This is a genomic window from Parashewanella spongiae, from assembly GCF_004358345.1.
In the GTDB taxonomy this organism is placed as follows: Bacteria; Pseudomonadota; Gammaproteobacteria; order Enterobacterales; family Shewanellaceae; genus Parashewanella; species Parashewanella spongiae.
Genome location: NZ_CP037952.1, coordinates 3,819,569 through 3,838,770, shown reverse-complemented (window position 1 = coordinate 3,838,770; position 19,202 = coordinate 3,819,569). Strand labels below are relative to the sequence as shown.

At 40.1% G+C, this 19,202-nt stretch carries 25 protein-coding genes and 1 pseudogene; 17 read left to right on the top strand and 9 right to left on the bottom strand.

The annotated features are described in order from the left end of the window. Nucleotides 1–347 precede the first annotated feature (347 nt). A complete protein-coding gene (locus tag E2I05_RS15290) occupies nucleotides 348–1,217 on the bottom strand; it encodes a reverse transcriptase N-terminal domain-containing protein (protein ID WP_121855066.1) in 870 nt (289 codons plus the stop codon). A gap of 593 nt (nucleotides 1,218–1,810) precedes the next feature. After that, a complete protein-coding gene (locus E2I05_RS15285) occupies nucleotides 1,811–2,449 on the bottom strand; it encodes a hypothetical protein (protein WP_121855067.1) in 639 nt (212 codons plus the stop codon). 307 nt (nucleotides 2,450–2,756) lie between these two features. Here E2I05_RS15285 and E2I05_RS22225 point away from each other — a divergent pair, with 307 nt between their 5' ends. The 5 genes and pseudogenes from E2I05_RS22225 to E2I05_RS15270 all read left to right on the top strand — a co-directional run. Further along, entirely contained in the window at nucleotides 2,757–3,107 is a 351-nt protein-coding gene (locus tag E2I05_RS22225; RefSeq protein ID WP_179952727.1) for a hypothetical protein, read from the top strand. 75 nt (nucleotides 3,108–3,182) lie between these two features. Continuing rightward, nucleotides 3,183–3,497 carry a transposase gene (locus E2I05_RS22640; RefSeq protein WP_244935394.1) on the top strand — a complete coding sequence of 105 codons (315 nt, stop codon included), beginning with the start codon at nucleotides 3,183–3,185 and terminating at the stop codon, nucleotides 3,495–3,497. A gap of 16 nt (nucleotides 3,498–3,513) precedes the next feature. Then, a complete protein-coding gene (locus tag E2I05_RS22635; RefSeq protein WP_244935393.1) occupies nucleotides 3,514–3,684 on the top strand; it encodes a transposase in 171 nt (56 codons plus the stop codon). 86 nt (nucleotides 3,685–3,770) lie between these two features. Next, on the top strand, nucleotides 3,771–4,379 hold the full coding sequence (locus tag E2I05_RS22780; protein ID WP_342354316.1) for a transposase: 609 nt from the start codon (nucleotides 3,771–3,773) through the stop codon (nucleotides 4,377–4,379). Nucleotides 4,380–4,688: 309 nt separating this feature from the next. Continuing rightward, a pseudogene (locus tag E2I05_RS15270) lies at nucleotides 4,689–4,895 on the top strand (OST-HTH/LOTUS domain-containing protein); the annotation flags it as partial. 10 nt (nucleotides 4,896–4,905) lie between these two features. On the opposite strand, the gene E2I05_RS15265 reads toward E2I05_RS15270, so the two are convergent. Next, nucleotides 4,906–6,375: an ISKra4 family transposase gene (locus E2I05_RS15265; protein WP_133309465.1), complete on the bottom strand. Its 1,470-nt coding sequence runs from the start codon at nucleotides 6,373–6,375 to the stop codon at nucleotides 4,906–4,908. A 321-nt stretch (nucleotides 6,376–6,696) separates the two neighbouring features. On the opposite strand from E2I05_RS15265, the gene E2I05_RS15260 reads away from it, so the two are divergent. Genes E2I05_RS15260 through E2I05_RS22375 form a run of 5 tightly spaced genes read left to right on the top strand, consistent with a single transcriptional unit; the run spans nucleotide 6,697 to nucleotide 10,258 of the window. Further along, on the top strand, nucleotides 6,697–7,107 hold the full coding sequence (locus E2I05_RS15260) for a MerR family transcriptional regulator (RefSeq protein WP_121854777.1): 411 nt from the start codon (nucleotides 6,697–6,699) through the stop codon (nucleotides 7,105–7,107). Nucleotides 7,108–7,112: 5 nt separating this feature from the next. Beyond that, nucleotides 7,113–9,335: a VIT domain-containing protein gene (locus E2I05_RS15255; RefSeq protein ID WP_165905549.1), complete on the top strand. Its 2,223-nt coding sequence runs from the start codon at nucleotides 7,113–7,115 to the stop codon at nucleotides 9,333–9,335. Nucleotides 9,336–9,366: 31 nt separating this feature from the next. Further along, nucleotides 9,367–9,696: a 50S ribosome-binding protein YggL gene (locus E2I05_RS15250; protein ID WP_121854775.1), complete on the top strand. Its 330-nt coding sequence runs from the start codon at nucleotides 9,367–9,369 to the stop codon at nucleotides 9,694–9,696. A 12-nt stretch (nucleotides 9,697–9,708) separates the two neighbouring features. Next, nucleotides 9,709–9,972 (top strand): hypothetical protein, encoded by a 264-nt coding sequence (locus E2I05_RS15245; RefSeq protein ID WP_121854774.1) that lies wholly within the window; start codon nucleotides 9,709–9,711, stop codon nucleotides 9,970–9,972. A gap of 16 nt (nucleotides 9,973–9,988) precedes the next feature. Continuing rightward, the gene (locus tag E2I05_RS22375) at nucleotides 9,989–10,258 is read left to right on the top strand and encodes a hypothetical protein (RefSeq protein WP_207805319.1); all 270 of its coding nucleotides are present in this window, start codon (nucleotides 9,989–9,991) and stop codon (nucleotides 10,256–10,258) included. A 170-nt stretch (nucleotides 10,259–10,428) separates the two neighbouring features. On the opposite strand, the gene E2I05_RS22110 is transcribed toward E2I05_RS22375, so the two are convergent. Then, a complete protein-coding gene (locus E2I05_RS22110; RefSeq protein WP_165905548.1) occupies nucleotides 10,429–10,602 on the bottom strand; it encodes a hypothetical protein in 174 nt (57 codons plus the stop codon). A gap of 110 nt (nucleotides 10,603–10,712) precedes the next feature. Between E2I05_RS22110 and E2I05_RS15235 the strand changes: the two genes are divergently transcribed. Together E2I05_RS15235 and E2I05_RS15230 are read left to right on the top strand one after the other, a co-directional pair. Next, nucleotides 10,713–11,108, top strand: a complete 396-nt coding sequence (locus E2I05_RS15235; RefSeq protein ID WP_207805318.1) for a DUF3024 domain-containing protein — start codon at nucleotides 10,713–10,715, stop codon at nucleotides 11,106–11,108. A gap of 21 nt (nucleotides 11,109–11,129) precedes the next feature. Next, the gene (locus E2I05_RS15230; protein WP_121854773.1) at nucleotides 11,130–11,417 is read left to right on the top strand and encodes a hypothetical protein; all 288 of its coding nucleotides are present in this window, start codon (nucleotides 11,130–11,132) and stop codon (nucleotides 11,415–11,417) included. 11 nt (nucleotides 11,418–11,428) lie between these two features. On the opposite strand, the gene E2I05_RS15225 is transcribed toward E2I05_RS15230, so the two are convergent. Both E2I05_RS15225 and E2I05_RS15220 read right to left on the bottom strand, forming a co-directional pair. Beyond that, complete coding sequence (locus E2I05_RS15225; protein ID WP_243641141.1) at nucleotides 11,429–12,082, bottom strand: relaxase/mobilization nuclease domain-containing protein; 654 nt, start codon at nucleotides 12,080–12,082, stop codon at nucleotides 11,429–11,431. Then, nucleotides 12,060–12,503 (bottom strand): plasmid mobilization protein, encoded by a 444-nt coding sequence (locus tag E2I05_RS15220; protein WP_121854772.1) that lies wholly within the window; start codon nucleotides 12,501–12,503, stop codon nucleotides 12,060–12,062. The genes E2I05_RS15225 and E2I05_RS15220 overlap by 23 nt, the downstream gene beginning before the upstream one ends. 498 nt (nucleotides 12,504–13,001) lie before the next feature. Here E2I05_RS15220 and E2I05_RS15215 point away from each other — a divergent pair, with 498 nt between their 5' ends. The 3 genes from E2I05_RS15215 (at nucleotide 13,002) to E2I05_RS15205 (ending at nucleotide 17,206) form a co-directional block, all read left to right on the top strand. Next, complete coding sequence (locus tag E2I05_RS15215) at nucleotides 13,002–13,583, top strand: ATP-dependent DNA helicase (protein ID WP_121854771.1); 582 nt, start codon at nucleotides 13,002–13,004, stop codon at nucleotides 13,581–13,583. Nucleotides 13,584–13,870: 287 nt separating this feature from the next. Beyond that, on the top strand, nucleotides 13,871–15,091 hold the full coding sequence (locus E2I05_RS15210; protein WP_121854770.1) for a J domain-containing protein: 1,221 nt from the start codon (nucleotides 13,871–13,873) through the stop codon (nucleotides 15,089–15,091). A 798-nt stretch (nucleotides 15,092–15,889) separates the two neighbouring features. Then, nucleotides 15,890–17,206, top strand: coding sequence for a tyrosine-type recombinase/integrase (locus tag E2I05_RS15205; RefSeq protein ID WP_121854769.1), 1,317 nt, complete (start codon nucleotides 15,890–15,892; stop codon nucleotides 17,204–17,206). 19 nt (nucleotides 17,207–17,225) lie between these two features. On the opposite strand, the gene E2I05_RS15200 is transcribed toward E2I05_RS15205, so the two are convergent. The 3 genes from E2I05_RS15200 to E2I05_RS15190 all read right to left on the bottom strand — a co-directional run bounded on the left by E2I05_RS15200 (nucleotide 17,226) and on the right by E2I05_RS15190 (nucleotide 18,054). Continuing rightward, entirely contained in the window at nucleotides 17,226–17,507 is a 282-nt protein-coding gene (locus E2I05_RS15200; protein ID WP_121854768.1) for a type II toxin-antitoxin system RelE/ParE family toxin, read from the bottom strand. Further along, the gene (locus E2I05_RS15195) at nucleotides 17,504–17,782 is read right to left on the bottom strand and encodes a type II toxin-antitoxin system TacA family antitoxin (RefSeq protein WP_121854767.1); all 279 of its coding nucleotides are present in this window, start codon (nucleotides 17,780–17,782) and stop codon (nucleotides 17,504–17,506) included. The genes E2I05_RS15200 and E2I05_RS15195 overlap by 4 nt, the downstream gene beginning before the upstream one ends. A gap of 68 nt (nucleotides 17,783–17,850) precedes the next feature. Then, nucleotides 17,851–18,054, bottom strand: a complete 204-nt coding sequence (locus tag E2I05_RS15190) for a helix-turn-helix domain-containing protein (protein ID WP_243641140.1) — start codon at nucleotides 18,052–18,054, stop codon at nucleotides 17,851–17,853. A gap of 398 nt (nucleotides 18,055–18,452) precedes the next feature. Here E2I05_RS15190 and E2I05_RS15185 point away from each other — a divergent pair, with 398 nt between their 5' ends. Continuing rightward, complete coding sequence (locus E2I05_RS15185) at nucleotides 18,453–18,824, top strand: hypothetical protein (RefSeq protein WP_133309722.1); 372 nt, start codon at nucleotides 18,453–18,455, stop codon at nucleotides 18,822–18,824. Beyond that, nucleotides 18,821–19,153: an IS66 family insertion sequence element accessory protein TnpB gene (tnpB, locus tag E2I05_RS15180; protein ID WP_133309503.1), complete on the top strand. Its 333-nt coding sequence runs from the start codon at nucleotides 18,821–18,823 to the stop codon at nucleotides 19,151–19,153. Before E2I05_RS15185 ends, tnpB begins: the two co-directional genes overlap by 4 nt. The last annotated feature ends 49 nt before the right edge of the window (nucleotides 19,154–19,202 follow it).

Sequence of the window (19,202 nt, the reverse complement as noted above, 5' to 3'; positions counted from 1 at the left end):
CTTTGTACTTTCTAATATTGAATCCCAGAAAGTCAAAACCATCATTAATGTGTGTAACATGCGTTTTCTCTTCAGAAAGTGTTAAGCCTCTTTCTTGCAGAAATCGAGCAATCTGCGGTTTGACTTCATTAACCTAGAAACATCAGTTGACTGCGTTCTCAAGCGTAGAAAAAATGGCTGATAGTAAGGTGTAGCTTGCAGCAAGTAGTTATTCTACTTGCAAAAGTTACAACGCAAATAGCAGTCATTTTAGCAAGCTTGTGAGCGTAGAGCACTTCACTCATTGGGTGAAAGCCATGATGATAAAATCATCATACTGCTCAAATAGTTACGTGTATACTCAGCGTTCAACTGATGTTTTTAGGATTAACAAGTACTTCTTTTGAAGTGCCTGTAATTACAAAGTCATCGGCGTACCCAATAAAATGGATTTTATCACCCGTCTTATGTGCGATAGACTTAACAAGTTGTTCTAAACTAGCTAAGGTAAGCAGCATTAATGTTGGCGAGATTATTCCACCTTGTGGCGTTCCTTCTTCCGTTTTGTAGAATAATCCTTTATCGATAAAACCACATTCAAGCCATTGCTTGAGCATTCTTTTATCTAATTGAATGTTATCGATTAGCCATTGATGACCAATCCTATCGAAGCAAGATTTGATGTTACCCTCAAGAACCCAATTCGCTGAGGCTTTTCTGCTCATACAAATGAAACATTGCTGAATAGCATCAGCGGTACTACGGTTAGGCCGAAACCCGTAGCTATTTGCATCGGCAACTGTTTCAGATATAGGCTCCAGTGCTAAAAGATACAACGCTTGATGCGCTCTATCATTCATACACGGAATGCCTAGTGGTCTGAGTTTGCCGTTTTTCTTGGGGATATAGATACGTCTGAGCTGCTTGGTTTTATAAGCCTTTCTACTCAGTTGATTAGCCGCAATCATGCGACGGGAATCCGTGTTCCAAATGATGCCGTCTATTCCAGGCGTTTTACTGCCTTTGTTTTGTGAAACTCTTTTCACAGTAAGAAATTTTGCTGATTTCGAGTGAGTCAGTATCCATTGCAAAGCTTTTACTTTGCCTCGTTTACCTTCTCTAATTGCCTTTGCAATACGCATTTGAAGCTTTAATACGTGCTGTTTAATTGCTTTCCAGTTAATGGATTGCCATTTAGCATCGTCCGAAGAGGCACTAACTTCTGGTGAAGTCATCATTTGCGTTTCTTCATTAATAAAGTTCCTCAAAATCTCTTGCAACGGGAGACCAGCTGGAAGTAGGCTCGCTTTCGCGCCAGACACAAGTCTGTATATGCATCATTACAATGCAGCATTTGCTTTTTCCAGCCTCCTTTACTTGCACAGCTAATCGGCTCTCTTCGCAGACAGCTTTCTCAGTGGGAGCGGTACAGGCTTACCGTGTTCCGTATGTCACGCAATATCAGGTTAGATGCCCACTATAGTGCGGAGAGATTTGTTGATCACGAAAGAACATTGGACAATTTCTTTGCCAACTCTCAATGCCTTTTGGCCACAGCGTAATAACCACTTCCGCTGCTCTATCGCATAACGCACCTTGCATGGATTCACATATTTCATCATACTGACTACCTAGCACTTACCCGATTCATGTGGTTATCAGGAGGAACGTCCTCTCACGATTATTTTCCCGTCGAATCGACTTCATTACATTGTCAGACTCGCTACTTTATTCAGAGTCCTAGGTTCAACCGGTGATACGGCAGGTTCACTCTAAGCGGTGAACAGCGCTTCATACGACTTCACGTCGCACGTCCAAAAACGAGTCAGCTCTAAAACCTAATCTCAATCAGTACAGCCAGAATTGAATTGCCTTTGTTGAGCATTTTTAATTCTGACTGGCCTCCTTTATTAACCGATTTCACTGCAAAGTTACCTTTATCGTATTCAAGTAATTGCTTGATCAAAAGAACATCATTAACCTGAATCAAGGCGAAGCGTTTATCTTGCGGAGGTAGATCAGGATCAAAAACTAGCTTGGCACTGTTTGATAGTAAGAAGTCCAACTCAAAACCACTGTCCTTAGCATCAATTACAAAAGCTTTTGAACTGATGCGATCTTGCACAGAAATGTATTGGTTAAAGTCTGATATGCCACTATTTAAGAAAGGTAATATTTGCTCCTTGGTAATAACAGGAATATCAATATTCCCTGATGGTAAAGACTCGTCAGGTTGATGTCCAAAGATAAGCCAATCAACAGAAACACCAAAATGCTCACCAATCACCTTAAGCATTTTTCTTGATGGTATCGCTTTGCCGTTTAGCCAATTCCCAGCGCCTTTATGTGTAATCTCAAACAGATCGGATAGTAAAGTGATCCTTCCCATGTTCTTAGGAGGGAAATTATGTCTGTCTAACAGCTGATTTAGACGTTGACTGAATTGCACTTTGGTATCTGTTGTCGGCATCCGTTACTTCTAAATTAATGGCTTTTATGGGCTAATTATTACACAAACACTATCAAATTCGTTCACAAGGGACACTTCAGCAAGTGAAATGACAACTTACGAATTTAGGACAGTCCTTAAGAATACTAAGTTCAAAACAAGTTTAATGCTCTTTGAATATTTCTTATAACTCAAGTTTCGGAGTTCAGATTCAATAATGAAGTGAGCGTATTTTACTGATATATAAAGAAAAGATGAGAGTTAATGTGTTATAATCTTGTTGCTTAGACAAAAACTAAAACACACCAACTCTCAGACAAATATTGACATGAAATCACTTTCTCTACCATCACTTACTTCTAATTTTTTACAGCGTTCAGGCACTCAAATTGATAATTCGTTCAGCACATCATGGAAACAGCTTGGTTTTGTTTCAATGTTGACATCTTGTGGCTTCAGTAAACGTTCGGGTATTGAAGCAACCGAAGCCGTTTACTTACTAATGCTTTGGGTTTGGTTGAAGGTTGATACCATATCTATGTTTGCTAAGGGACGCTGCGGAAGACAGTATACCGATGAATCCTCGTCACTCCAGCGCAGGCTGGAGTCTAGTGCCTTTAAGCTTTTCTATAAAAGTCACTGGATACCAGCCTTTGCAGGTATGACAAAAAAAATTTAAAATATTGATTGGTACTTTCTAAATCGCTAGTTCCCTAAAGAGTCACTACTCAGCTTTTCTTCTGCTAAGAAAGATGTGCTTTATGATTTACTCAACCGAGAAGACTTGAATTGGAGAAAACTGCAACTTTACACCGCTAAAAAACTCATAAAACAGGAAGGCAAGAGTAAAGCCAGAGCTTTGGTTGTCGATGATTCAGTAAAGCAACGTCGTGGTAAGAAAATGCCCGGCGTATCCAGTCACTTCGACCATTTGACAGGGCGTTGTGTTATGGGACAGCAAGTACTGAGTTTTGGCTACGCTTCTGATAGTCAATTTGTCCCACTGGATAATGAACTCTTCATCAGTCAAACCAAAGCACAACCTCTAACCCATAAATTTAAAGATTAAACGTTACAAGCAATCTGTGGCTCAAACTAAGCCTGCTATGGTTGCAGGTATGGTTAAACGTGCGCTGGGAGTTGGTATTGAAGCTGATTATTTTCTTGCAGACTCTTGGTTTGCCACCAAGCCTATTATCAGCATGACGCTTGAGCATGATTTGACGGCTATTCTCCGAATGAAAAAAACAAAATGAAGTACCGCTTAGCGGATAAATCAGAGTGCAGTGCCGCCGAACTATTCAAAACTCAAGTAAAAGGCCGATGACAAAAACTAGCAGGGTTGCCTTATCAAACAAAGTCCATTGTCGTTGAGTTGAATCTAGCAGAAACGGCAAAGCTTGAGCCGAATTGGATTAAGGTTAAACTCGTCTTTTGTCGAGGTGTTAATCCTGATAAGAAAAAAGGAGGTAAACACGATTGGGCATTATTTTTAAGTACGGACGCTTCGCTAAGCGATGAAAAAATTCTTGAGATTTACGCTTTGCGTTGGGGAATTGAAGTGTACTTCAAGGAAGCCAAACAACATCTTGGCTTTTTGAGTGAGCAAAGTCGTCATTACAGTGCTTATATTGCTTCAATTCATCTAACAGGGTTGAGGTTTTGTTTGCTTCTGCATGCGAAGCAAAATGATGAAAACAGCAAAGTCTGTGACTCAAGGAACCTACTTTGCGACAGTCTACAAAATTTAGATTTTGCTTGTAAATTATGGGGCTTAATTAAGGCTTTGATCAGCGATGCAGTTTCTAGTATTTCTTCGTTATCAACAACAGAAAGCGAAATCATACTGAATAAAATCAACGAAGAAGTGACCTCGTTTTTTAATCAAGTCATGCAAATGGATACTTTTACATTACGCCAAGAGGCTATTTCTACTGGAAAGTACCCATGATTTTAGCTAAAAATGAACTCCGAAACTTGAGTTAGAAAGCTAATGCAATTCACTTCATAGACTCAACGGGGTCAGCTGCCGCACACGCAGCTTAGAAAATGTGAGAAATTCATATCTGGATGATTAGGACGTCAGCTGCCGCACACGCAGCTTAGAAAGTCTAATTATCGAATATACAGACAGTACGAATGTCAGCTGCCGCACACACAGCATAGAAAATCACAGATAATGGACTCTTTTTTAAAGTTTTTGTATCTTGATACTTAAATCAATAAAGCGGAAGAAATACGGTTATTGACAGGTAGTAAGTTAAAAAGAGATGCCAAATTAATAAGTTTGATTAGGCAAGCAATTACGGCAGTTGAAGAGGATGATGGTTGGGCAAGGTTAAATTTAGTTGGCAGCCACATTTCAAATCATGCTTCATTTGATCAGCGTAATTATGGTTACAAGAAGTTAAGTGATCTGCTATTAGCTATTGATTTGTTTGAAATGAAAAGGGTGTGGGTCTTTTAAAACGACGAAGTTATCCACATCTGTATAACCTCTGTTTGGATTGCTTTTTGTGATACTCCCAATACTTTTCAATATCACCACTCGATCTTAACGACCTAAGTTTTAATATAGCTTCTGCACCTTCAAGACTCCATCTCGCTCCAGTGATATCCAACCTATCATTAATCAGATGACGACAAGCTCCCTCAATGACACCGCTAGCAATTGGGAAACCTTGCTCTAACGCTTTACCGTATTCTAATCTTGATTTATTTCTCAATAGATAACCGATGCACTTATTAATGCCTTCTCGTTGTTTTAATTTCCGTTTTGTTGCACTGATCCCAAGGCCTTTTGCTACTTGTGACGCATTACCTCGTAAGATTTCAGTCGCTCGCTTTTCTATCCAATCTTCGACTTCTGGATCATCTTTTTCAAATAAGCACCACGCCGCTTTCCAGAGATATTCAAGCACATGGATGAAATCCATGACCACCGTTGCATTGATGTTGAGTTTCTTCATCACCCGATAAATTTGTTTTAGCTGATGAGGATGACCATCAACGAGTACAACCCACTGACGGCTTTGAGTTGGGTCTCGTTCCAGAGCTTCTAAAAATGCTTCTTCAATCACAGTCGCAGCGCTTCTTTCTACGCTTGCCCACACACGTTTATTTCTTGGTGGCACACGTAATGGACGAACATTTGAATTATCGTTTCTAGACATGATTGATTCTGGGGTACGATGCAAAGGCTTGGTGGTGTATACCGCTGCAACTTCTGCCATTCGTTTGCGGTCTTTTTTTTCTCCAGCACTTAGGCGTCCTTTGAGCTTCTGTTGTTTCGCTGCTTTTTGCGTGCCCTCTCTCAAGCTATTAGGTTGCATAACGATGCCTTTTCCATCCATAGTCAATACCAGTAAATCAGATGTATTTTCTGGCTTAAGGTATCTCTGCTGGAGATAAAAACCATCAAAATCTTGTGCAATATCCTGCACAATTTGCCTTGCTTGTCGCTTGGGCACGTGCGCACCTGTGGTGGTATCTATTGAGCTTACTGCATCATCATATGAGCCTTTGACTGCTTCTGTAGCGAGTCTTAGGCGTACACCATCAGAGTATTTATCTTTCGAAAGATTCAGCTCACCATCCATTGGAAACACGCTATCACACCGACGTTGACTGTAACCTTTTCGATGCATCGTTACGGTACCAAATAAACTTTCTAAGTTTCGTTTGCAGTTATTTTTCAAATGATTCAATGCAATGTCACGGTTGGAACAAACTTGCTGACGGGGCTCTTCAGCGGTTTTGATATCTAAGAAACCCTGTAATAAACACCGCAACAACTCAGTTCCTTCGGTATCGATATAAGCTTCAACTTCTCCATGGCTCTCTTGCTTAACTTGCTCGTCTTCGAGGTGCGAAATAATACGTTCAAATTGCAATTTGGCTTCAGAAAAGAATGAAAATTCGAGTGAGTTTGAGTATGCTAGTTTCATGAAAGGAGCCTTTTTATATACTTGTTGTGTGTGGAAACTGATAAGTACTATAAAATTGCTCCTTTCGCACCATTTATTAAACCCATCCAATTGATAATTAATGATCTTTTCATGGTTTTCGTCGATCAAAAAGATCTACACCCAAATGAAAAAGACTAACAGCTCTGTCTATTGGCTTCGTGAAAAAAGTAAAGCTAAGACACAAAAAAATATCAGTTGAATTTGAGCATTCACAATTGAATTTCATTTTCTAATTGATCATCTGCACTTTAATTAACTTAACACTTGATGGTGACACTATAACTGTATAGTATTGGTGTCATGAAAACATCAAATCAATACTCTTTAGCTGAATTGTGCAAGTTAGTGGATTTAACGCCACGAACAGTACGGTTCTACATTCAAAAACAAATACTTTCAGCACCTGAAGGTACAGGGCGTGCTGCGTTTTATCATCAACAGCATCTTGAACAATTACTTGAGATCCGTAAATGGCAAGATGCTGGTTTGTCATTAGAGCGGATCAAAGAGTTACTTAACAGTAATGGTGACTCTAAACCTATTCCTCCTATCAAACCCAAACAACCCGGTGATATTGAAGTCTGTAGCCATGTTCATATTGCTGATGGGCTGACATTACAAATTGAACCTACTAAAGCTGGGCTGAATTCAGATCAAATGCGACAACTTATCTCGACAGTTCTTTCCGCTTATAACAACATCAAGGAATGAGTTTTATGCCTCAAGCGTTATTAACATCGACAGATCATGCATCAATTCCATTGCAAGCCGTGACTGTTAATGCCAATTTGAATGGTATTTTGGCTGAAGTCAGTATCGAACAGCACTATTTAAATGATTGTGATACAAATATTGAAACCGTTTACAGTTTTCCACTTCCACTTGATGCCGTGTTACTCAGTTTAGAAGTAGTGATTAATGGCGAAACACTAAAAGGTCATGTTTCAGCGAAAGCGGCCGCAGAACAAGAGTATGAAGAAGCAATAGAAGATGGCAATACTGCTGTATTATTGAGTAAAGTTTCCCCAGGATTTTATAGCGTTAACCTCGGAAATTTATTGCCTTACGAGATGGCAGTAATTCGCATTAAATATGCACAGTTATTGCAATGGCAAGGCGAGCAATTACGCTTTTATTTTCCAACAACCTTTACACCTCGATATGGGCAGCCTTTGCGAGCAGGATTCGAGCCGCATGAACAACCCCGTCATAGTCTAGTGGCCGAATATCCGTTTAGTTTTGAATTATTAATAGAGGGAATATTGGCCTCGGCCAGAATTGCGTCATCAACACACTCGTTAGCGACAGCACATCAACAGGGTTGTACATCAGTCAATTTGGCTGAAAACAGTAACTTAATGGATCGTGATTTAGTGTTGTCCATTAGTAAGCCTGACGGCTATATCGGTGAAGCGCTCACTGGCAATGACATTGATGGCCAAGTACATTTGGCATCTTTATGCCCACCATTAATTAACAATACGAGTCAATCAGGGCGTAATCTGAAGATTGTTGTTGATTGTTCAGGCTCAATGATGGGCGATTCGATTGAACAAGCTAAATTTGCTGTGCACCAAGTGCTCTTATCTTTAACCCCGAAAGATTATTTTAACATCGTGCTATTTGGTAGCCGCACCAAATTAATGTTTGACACAATGGTTAATGCTTCATCTGCACAAATTCAGCTGGCGATAAAATCAGTTACTGATATTTACGCGAACATGGGCGGAACTGAAATGCGTGAAGCCCTGCAGCGTAGTTATAGCCTCACTTCTATGCTTGATGCTAGAACCGAGCTTTTGCTCATAACAGACGGGGCGGTTTGGCAAGCAGAAGAAATTACTTCAGCAGCAAAAAACTCAAATCACCGTCACTTTATTATTGGTGTTGGCAGTAGCGTTAACGAAGCATTTTTGACTGAGTTAGCAAGAAGTTCAAAAGGGGCGGCTGAGTTTGTAACTGTCAACGATGATATGGCTAAACGGATTGTTCGCCACGTTAACCGTATCGATCAACCTTGTGTTCATAGCGTATGTATTGATTGGCCAATAACTACAACTTCATTCCCAGCATCGTTACCCGAGCTTTATTTAGGAGATACCTGTAACAGTTTCAGTTGGTCTGATGGTTTACTTACTCGTTCACCTGAATACTTTTATCAATTCGAGTCAGTCGTCCATGAGTTTAGTTTACCGATAACGGAGACCAAAGCTGAAGAATCGGTCAGCACTCTGGCTCGCATAGCCGCTTATGAAAAATTAAAGAGTCTGCCGCCTGAAGACGCTGCAAAGGTTTCTGAGCGTTATCAACTCGTCACTGAATACACCAGCTGCGTATTAGTAAAAGTACGAACTGAAGATAAAGCTACAAAACTTCCTGAATTACAAGAAATTCCACATCAAATGCCAGTCGGTGCATTCGGCATGGGAAGGGTATTAAATGAAAGTACATCAGAACTCTACTCACAAAGCCTTAGCTTTGAACCATGCTCTAGCCCTGAATTTGATGATATAGAAGAGGACAGAAGATGTATGGCTCCAAGCAGTTCGCCTTCTATGAACGAATTGGATCATTTGGAAATCCCAGCTTTTTTACGAAAAATATCTTTAGAAGAAACACGCCCTCAAACAGTTGAAGAGTGGCTTGAACGTATTTTAAAGCAAAATGATGAATCTCAATTCAACTTGGATGCTTTGGAACTAAATGGTGAATACGATCATGTAATCAGTAAGTTAAAAAGCATTATCAATGATGGCGTCATTGATGCTCAAACCTTATTCTTTGTTTGGTTGAAACTACGCCACGAATTCATGAAAGATAAACTGAGCTTAAAGGCAAGAATGCTCATCCGTGGACATTTAAAAAAGCGTTCGATTAAACGAGTGGTGATTAATCAAATTCGTGAAGCTTTTCTAGAGCGGTTTGGTACTACTGTTTAGAAGGAGTTGTAAGTAATTTGGAAGGTGAGTGATGGTATTAAAATTAAATGCAAAACGGAACCGCCGTTTAAGGAAAAAGCTTTTTGTCGATGAATACAGTGTCTACGGGCAAAAATTTAAGGTGAAACTCGTCGATAACGAGGAGCAAGAAGATAATTTTCTCGATGACTTTTGCGATCTTCTCGGTAGTATGAATATGTATTGTGCTGGCGGCAATGGTGGTTTTTTGGTTTGTAGTCATGGCCGTTACGATTTACCAAGTGTGCAACAAATGGAGCGCATTCAAGTGTTGCTTGAGCAGCATTCGGCAGTAATTGAACTTGGCGAGTTTAAGCCGCTAAACCTACACTACCCTGATTAAAAGGAATTTGGAATGAGCGACAATATGGATGTTGAAAACAGTGAACTTGAAAAACTTAAGGCTGAAAGCGAGTTGAATATCTTGGAAACTCGAAAGTTGAAGATGGAAACAGAGCTAATTAAATTGGAAACTCAAAAACTTGAGTTAGAAACTGAATTGCTCAAACTACAAAATCAACAGAATGAAAAGCGTTTGAAATACTGGTGGCTGCCAACAGTGATGGGGCGAGATTTCATTTATCTTGCCATCATCATTGGATTATTGCTTTACATTTGAATGGTTCAGGTTTTTCATGTCAAAACGTTGGAGCAAGCTTCAAAAAGAATTTTATCTTGTAAAAGATGAACAATTGCCCTTGCAGTTGCATTGCAGTGTATATCGAATGAAATCTCAATATGGTGATACCAATATTCCACGATATTGGATCACCTTGGCAAAAGAAGTCATTTGGGATTATCCAAAAGATTTTATTAAGTCAGAAAATCCAAATTGTGAAGACTTTTGCCACTTCCCTTACACAACTGATATTTCGGCTATTTCAAATTTAATTCGTGAGTATTAAGATACTCCTAAAAGTGAGCTGGTTGCAAGGCGCTATGACAATGATTTTTGGAATTTAACTGACATATTAAAAGCTGGTGATAAGCGCATCGGAAAAAGACGGTTTTCTGAACTGAGAGCGCAAACTGACTCTGCCGCAGTTCAGAAGATTTTAACGCAAAGGCATTTGTTTTAATTTTTGTTTTGAGAGCTTCTAAATATCATAACCAGTATGGATGGAACGCCAAATATCAGGGCATACCAGCCAAACAAGAATTTGGCATTTGCACCGAAAGCAACAACGAAAACGATTAGCGCTAATGTGACAACATTTAGGCCAATGAGATATTTATCTTTAAATGACATGTTGAATCTATCCTTTATTTCCAAAAAATAATAATGATATTCACAAAGGAATAGCAATGAAGTTACTATCTAATGCTTAGGCAAGCAAACAAATTTAGGGGAAAATTAAATTGACTAAACGTAGAATGGGATGGCAACCAGAACCCGCTAAGCCATCTGCAGCAACTAAAAACAAAGTTGCGGATTCAGCAACTTCATTAATTGAAGAGTTTAAACAGAAGTGTGTATTACCAGAAAATGTGAATGATCAATTTAATTATCTGGTTGATATTTATGGTCGATGGCGTGGTAGATATTTTTATTTTTGTGGGAAATATCATTCACCAGGCCCTAATGCCATAAGCCCTGAATTTGAAACTAAGTTTGCTCGACTAGAGTATATGGGTAACGATAGTTTTAATCTTGCTTATATGCGCCATACAGGACAATGGTTTGAATTGTTTCAGGATCAAACGCTTGAGCAATGCTTTGCCGAGATGAAAAACCTTCCGCATTTTATGCCTTAATCAAAACTGAGAGTAGTAACTATGCAAGAAAGTATTCTTCATGAATGTGAACCCATGCCAAAAAATGGTTGTTATATCGAAGGTTATCAGTCAGCTAGTGACACAAAAAGAACATGGCAGCTATGCGTTTACCATGAAGCTACAGAAGAAGATCTTGAAGAAAGCCATTATCTGGAAAATGTTGGCGACCAAGTTTGGCAAGCAACCCTTGAAATAAACCACTGCCCATACTGTGGTCATGAATTGACTGAAATGAAAATATCGACAGAACAACCAGACTTTAGTCATCACGATTTTAGAAGCTGGTAATAGACTTTACTCTAATGATGAACACTTAAATCATTATCGTAGTGATCCTGATTTTCGATTTGTTTAGTCATTCTGAGCTTATTCAAACTTGGCGTAGCCTCAGCTGCTACGCCTTGTCTTTCCAGCTCACACACAAATTGCTCTCGCCAAATTTGTGGCAATCCTTTACGGACATGTAGCTGCTTTCCATCAAAGCCTAAATTCTTAATCGTTAAATGAACGTGTGGGCTGTCGGTGTCAGTGTGAAGAGCCATGACGTACTGGTAATTATGTGCAAAGATCTTTTTAGCAAATTGTCTTACAGCTTGCTTTACTGCCTTGGGGTCGGTGCCGTCAGGCATGGAGAGGACGAGGTGAGTGCTGTGTCTGGTTCTTCGCTTTGAGTTTGTTTGTGGATCTTGCCAGTCATTAGCGAGTTGATGGATGATATTTCTGTCATTGTAGGTTTCACCAAGTTTGTCTTCGAGTTCTAATTTACCGTTGCGAGTAATGTAGTCAAAATGGCTTTTGGTGTGGTCACTGCTGTAACAATAACCACTGATTTTGACCATAACTTCAGGCGGTTTTCTTGTGTAACAAGATGAGCTTTTGATGCGGTTTGATTTATGGCGAACATCACCCGTTAGTAAGTCGGAAGTGTAATCAGTCGCTGAATGGCTCATCATTGATACTCCAGCGCTGGCAGTTCTTGGTTAAAAGTGTGTTTACTTTTTGTTTGTGTTGAATGAGCTTATCTTCAAGTAGTTGAATCATCTCTTTAGTGATTTTATCGCTTTCTCTAAATTCAATATTCAGAATCTTGGCTATTTGATTCAGGTTGCGACCAATGGCAGCAAGTTGTCGGTTGGATTCTCTTAAGGCTTGAGTTTCGTTATCGGTAAGAACGGGATCACGATGGATATTTGATAGCACCGCAGCAGGAACCCAATTGCTTTGATTGAGGTAACCCTCAAGCTTGGCTTGCTTAGTGATTTCGGCAAGGTTGTTACTGGTTAATCGAATGGTAATTCGATTGGTGAGTACTTCTTTAAATTGAGTCTCTATATCAGAGCAAGGTGACACTCGGTTGATGATCATGCGCAGCATATTGGATTGAGTGACACCACAGGAATCACAATACTGTTGCCAGTTATTTTTTCGGAGTCAGATAAACGAGTTTTTATTACATTATGCTTTCCCATAAAGAACCGCCCATGCAACCTACCATGTTAAGATGAACTTACTTATCTTGGTTATCTCACTTTGCTACTGAAAATTCCAGCAATTTATTTGGTGAATTGGGCGATATTTGTCTTTGGCACCATTTGCAGACGAAAGAGGCACCAAACGACATCAGTTTGCGAATCCTGCACTAGTTATTAGAAGCTTGAAGTTAAATTAAAATATGCGATTCTTTATAGAGAAATTGAATCCAAAAACTTCTGTGCTGACTCAGTTGGGTATTCACTTTCAAGGTAAAATGCGGTTTGAGTGACCAGTGCATCATTAAAATGGATAAAGCGTTGGATGACTGAGAGTCCATTAAAAGCTAGCTCGTATTCCTGAGTGTAATAACCGCCAATATAAGTTTCATTCCATAAACTGATGACGGTAGTGACTCAGCGGTTGCCACAAAAATTCGGATTAGATCCGGTGAATGATGTTCAGGTACTGGCACCGATGAACCGTGGCGGCTTGGGAGCTCGCAGCCTTAATATTGCCCTACAGGAAGCGCTGAGCCCAGAGGCTCACCCTAAAGTGACCCGCTACGGCTGGACTTACGCTCCCGGTGACAAGGTCATTCAAACCGTGAATAACTATGACAAAGAGGTGTTTAACGGTGATATCGGTCGTGTCAGAAGTGTCGATATTGAGGAAAGTGAATTAATTATTGAATTTGAAGGTCGTGAAGTACCTTACCAATTTAATGAGTTAGATGAAGTTTCTCTGGCTTATGCTATTTCTATTCATAAAAGTCAGGGCTCTGAGTATTCTTGCGTAGTTATCCCGATGGCGATGCCATTGCACTATATGCTGCTGGAAAGGAACCTGTTATACACCGGAGTGACCCGTGGTAAGAACTTGGTGATATTACTGGGGCAGCATAAAGCGGTGACCATGGCGGCCAGAACCGTTACCTCACAAAAACGTCTGACGAACCTCAAAGCCAGACTGCAACAGCTCTGAACGGTTCAATATGGCATAAGGGATGTCGCAGTTCAAATAATACCAATTTAAATTTCAACGCTTAATTTGTCATACCTGCGAACGCAGGTATCCAGCGACTTGTGCCCAAATTAACCAAAGACTCTGGACTCCTGCGTTCGCAGGAGTGACGATAAAATTGGTATACATTCTTCCGCCACGTCCCTAAGTTATTATTTTGACAACAATCTCTGTCAGTCATGCTGAAAATCGGTCTAGGGTCTCGCTCACTTTATTGCTAGAATGTTTTTTATTTTTCGGCACCTGTTATGTCTCAGCTTAGTATCCGTGAACTCACTGTTTCCTCCACCAATACCTCCAATTCAAAAAAGCATAAGAAAAATAGTCGTCTGGCGAAGCTGGTCGAGCTTCAGCAGCGGATAGTGCGCCTAGAGGAGCGCAATCAAAAAAAGAGTCATAAGATTAACGCCTTTTATGATGAAGCTAAGGAAATTATCGGCCCGGTAGAAGAAGCGTTATGCGAACAGTTAGAAGGGTATATTGAAAAGCTGTTGAGCTTTTTGCCGAGAAAAACCATTAAAGGTCAGAAGCGTGAAGAGCTCGTCTCATGGATTAAAGATGAAATTCATGCGCTTGAGCACAACCCGTTTCGTAAGAAGAGTGCCAAACCGTTAAGAGATAAGATGTCAGATTATCTGTATCAGGAGCTGGAGGAGGCAAAAGCCAATGGTTGTTATGACGAGCCAGATTCAGACGAAGTAGAGGATTTTCGTGAGATGCTGGAATCCATGTTTCAGATGTCAGTGGAGCACGATGATGAGACGCTGCTGGACGTGATGCGTAATCCCGAAAAAGTTGATGAGTTTATGGAAGCCCTTCTCAAGCAGAAACTGTCACAAGAAGACAATGAAGACAATGAAGAGAATGACTTGGATGAGGAAACATTTTTTTCAGAGTCTCAAAAACAATCCGAAAACATGTTCAAAGGAGAGTTGGAGGTTAACGGCGCCTTAAAAACATCGCAGTTGAATAAACTTTACAAAAAACTGGCCGTGGTACTGCACCCGGATAAAGAAGAATCACAAGATAAAAAAGATGAAAAGCATCAGCTGATGCAGCAATTATCGAAAGCCAAAAAAGAAAAGGACATCTACACATTGCTACAGCTGGCGCAGCAATGGCTGCCGGATATGGAGCTTGAGCTTTCAAAGGAATCATTGAACGACATGATTGAGTCTTTAAATGAAAAAGTCAGTCAGCTTGAAGATGAATATCACCGACTTGATGAGCCTAGCTCAATAGAAACTATGGTGTGGTATCGCTTCGGGGAAAAAACAAAAAAAGCCAGTACCGCAAACTTACATCAGCACGTAGATGACTTGTCTGAGCGGATTGAACAGATAAATGTTGAATGCACCCGTTTTAAGACCGTAAAAGAGATGAATAAAGTGCTCGGCGAACGTTTAAGGCCAAGATGGTCACCAAATGATGTCGATACCGATATGCTGGAAAGAATACTCGGATTATAATGCAGCGCATAGCCAGATAAACTATAGCATTCAAAATTAAGTTGGCTTTCAATACGCTGTGCTGTTAATAAATAGCGGTTTGTAGGTTACCTGAAGCTCGAAGTGTATTATTACTGGGCTTCACCTTAACTGCCAAAGATTCAACACAATAATACAAGTGGCAAGTGAAGATTAGATAGAAACGGCAGGTTTACGCTTTACCATCGCGCTATAATCTCTGAAAATTATCCTACACTCGCCCGTGATCAAGACCATCAGATACGACTTAGTAATTTCATGAAAAGACCTTACCCTAAGCTTGTGAAGCATTTTGCGGAAAATGCGTTACTTTTTCTGAGCAATCAGAAGTTAAGTTTTCTCTTAAGCATGAGTTAGAGACACTGCTCAAACTCACAAGTAAAGAAGAAACTGAAAAAATGTTAACTGAATTGGTTAATCACTTGAGTGAAATTGAAGGCAGCTTCAAAAAAATCGAACCAGAAAATTGGTAAACAGTAGGTATTCTTTGCAGTGAGAATGGATAATTCTTTGTCCCAACTTGGCACAAACATCCAGCTAATTCGTAACTTATTGAAAATGCATGTAAAAGCTTTAAATGTGGTCTCCCCACAGGAAAGAGCTTTGACATTTAATCAATTTTAACCAAATTTAATATAGTTCTATTAATCATGCTGTTAGCTTGCTTTTGTTCATATTCACCTTTAATGAAACTTACCCAAACTTAACTTAATTGCATGTACAACTTGGCACATACTTGGCACAATTCCGAGGTGTTTCGCAAGTAGCTGGCGAGCGTATATGACTTCTGAAGTAGGTTTTAATAAAAGAAATCTTGAGTCTTTAGTGCCACAAAAAAATCGCTATCGAGTATCGGACAATGGTTCTAGAGATTCTGTAAAAGGACTGCTACTTGAAGTCATGTCGTCAGGTCGAAAATATTTCCGTTTCAGGCGATTTCACCTTGGCAAATATGTCACAGTCTCTATCGGTCAATTTCCAAACCTTAGCGTTGAGCAGGCTAGAAACAGAGCCAAAGAAGTGTCGTTTAATTTCGCTGACGGCCAAAATCCTAATGAGCTGAAGAGGCAAGAAAAACAAAAGCTCCAACAGGAAGAAGAGCAATCAATTACGATTGGTGAGCTTTATCAAGCTTACGTTGAAGAATTCAAAATTAAAATTCGCTCAGGCGAGAGACGACAAAAGTCACTTAATGACGCCGATTCTATGTGGCGGAATCACATCAAAGCCAAGCTTGAGAAGCTGAGATCAGAATCCTTCACTCATGCAGATGCTGAAAAGTTTTTAAAGCTACTCGTCATTCGTACTTCGCCAGCGGTTCGGAATAAATGCCTAACACTATTAAAGTCTATCTACCGAGATCAACCAGAAAATCCATTTTCTAAAATTAAAAAATATGCAGGTACTAAGCGAGAACGAGTGCTTTCAGAAAGTGAAGTGAAATCCTTACTCAATGCTCTAGAAGAAGAAAAGCCAATTTATCGTGATGTGGTAATGATGTTGCTACTCACTGGGCAACGCAAAGGCTGTGTGTTTAGTATGGAATGGGCTGAAATCGACTATCAGAATCAACTCTGGTTAATACCTACTTCAAAAATGAAAGCGAAGAAGCCTCATGCTGTTCCGCTGACAAAGGAGTCATTGTCAGTTTTGGAAAGAAGAAGTCTGGAAGCTAAGGCTGGTGAAAAATATGTATTCCCTGCCATTACAGCAAGTAACAAGCACATCGTGGAAAAATCTGGCAAAGGCAGTTTCTGGTTTAGGATCACTGAAAAAGCAGGGCTTCGCAGTGAAGTAAAAAGTGAAAACGTCACGATACATGATTTAAGGCGAACTATTGCCAGTTGGAGTGTTATGCGTGGCGGTAACTTGCAAGTAACCAGTAAACTTTTAGGTCACAGTGATATTAGCATTACTGCAAGTACCTATGCGCATTTAGATGTAGAAAGAGTACGAGCTGAGCTTGATGTAACAACTGCTAAATTACTAGGCTCAGAACCACAAGCAACAAGGCTTGAGTTCTTGATAAAAGAAGTAAACAAACTATCCCATGAAGAACTTTTAGCTTTGCACCAGCATATAGACGAAATGATTTAGTAAAGTGATTTAGAATATGTTATTCAGTTCTAGGAAACTTTTGCTTTTGGTGCAATACCCTCAGAATCCGAATATCATCATTTTGAATATCATAAGAGACAATCATCGACACTTCAGGAATAATAAGTAATCGACCTTGTATACTGTCACGTTGAACGCCCATAAGTGGTTGCTCTATAAGGTTCTCAACTTTCTTCTCGATGATCTCATCGGTCTTCTCTGCGGCAAACGGGTTTACTTCATACAGAAACTCAAAAATAGCTTCACGATCATTGAGCGACTCTTCTTCCCAATAAATCATGATTTATTCCGTATCTTGGCTTTACGCATAGCCATACTACTCTTCGCTTTATCATGAGAAACAAATACAGCTTGGCCTGAATCCATTTTATCAAAGGCTTCATTTACCTGCTCAGTTAGCCAGTCATCATGAGACATCGCTTTTCTTTGTTGTTCAGCGAGTTGTTCAGTAAGCTCACGGCAAGCGTCACTTAAAGTACGACCCTGGCTTTCAGCCATCAACTGAGCTAAGCGTTTTGTTTCTTCATCAACACGAAATTGAATTCTTGTATCCATAATAAATTACTGAGTAAGAACTTGTGCGTACAAATGTTAGCACTGATATTTCAGGTTAACAACTGAGCTTACTGTTGATTGCAAGGCAATGAAGTATGTTCATGTTTTCTTTGTAAAAGAAAATGCTCAACATCATCAATACCATACATGATCAAGCGTCCGACCTTGATGTATTTCAATGAATAACGACCTGTTGAACGCCAAACAGCAAGCGTACCTATCGTTACACCCAACAAATCAGAAACTTCTTGAGGAGAGAGTAACTTATTCATCAGAGCACCTTAATGCAGTTTCACCAAATGTATGCTCAACATACGCCCAAACTGTTGTCATGAGAAGATCGGCAAGATTACAAAAAATGACACCTTTCTCGACATACTGCTGCGGGCTGCTGCTTGATGGAAAAGAAAATAAATATTAGGGGGGAGATGTTTGCACCGCCGTCCAACCCAAAGGGGATTGGACAAAGATACTGCTCCTGCTCCTGTTACTGCTACTTCTACTTCTACTTCTACTGCTACTATGTTTCAAAACTTAATTGGGAACCTAGTTATCCACAAGTTGTAAGGGTTTCGAAACCCTTTTATTGATTGTGAGTTTACGGCAGCATAGTGCAACTTTAACCCAATAATTTGATGTAATGATGGCAGATTAATTATCGGAGCCCATCATGCCAAATATAGAGCCATTAACTCGCGTCGCCACAGTCTTCGCCCATTGGCGCATAAATAAGCCGAGTCGCGGAACTAAAATACCAAACACTCTCCGCGAGCAAGCCATTTCATTGCTAGAGCATTACTCATCATCACAAATTTGCACCGCTTTACGTATCAGTAGCTCTCAATTTAAACAATGGTGCCAGGTATCAAACTCGGCAGAGTCCATTACAGACTTCATTGAATTACCCAACTTACCTGAGGTCATCAAGCCCAATTCCCCAGTAAAACTTGAGTTGAATCTATCTAATGGCGACAATATTCATATACAAGGTGTGGTGGATGTTCACTTTATTTGCGCCCTTATCGGGGCAATGAAATCATGATCTATTTAACTTCCAACAGTCGTATCTTCATTGCGACTCAGCCTGCTGATTTTCGCTGTGGTATCGATGGACTGGCGGCCGTGTGCCAACAGCGCTTGTCGAGTAATCCGCGTTCAGGCTCGATATTCGTCTTCATTAATCGCAACAAAACCATGATACGAGCCCTCACTTATGAGCATAATGGCTTTTGGCTGATGACCAAACGGTTATCAAAAGGAAAATTTCATGGATGGCCACGTCATCATGGCGTTATGCAACCGATGGCTGCGGCACAATTACGGCAATTACTGAGTGGTGAACCTTATTTATCTTCAAGTCGCTTGAAATAAATCGCACTTACCGGTTGATTATTTTATTTATCGGATCATACTGCCCGCC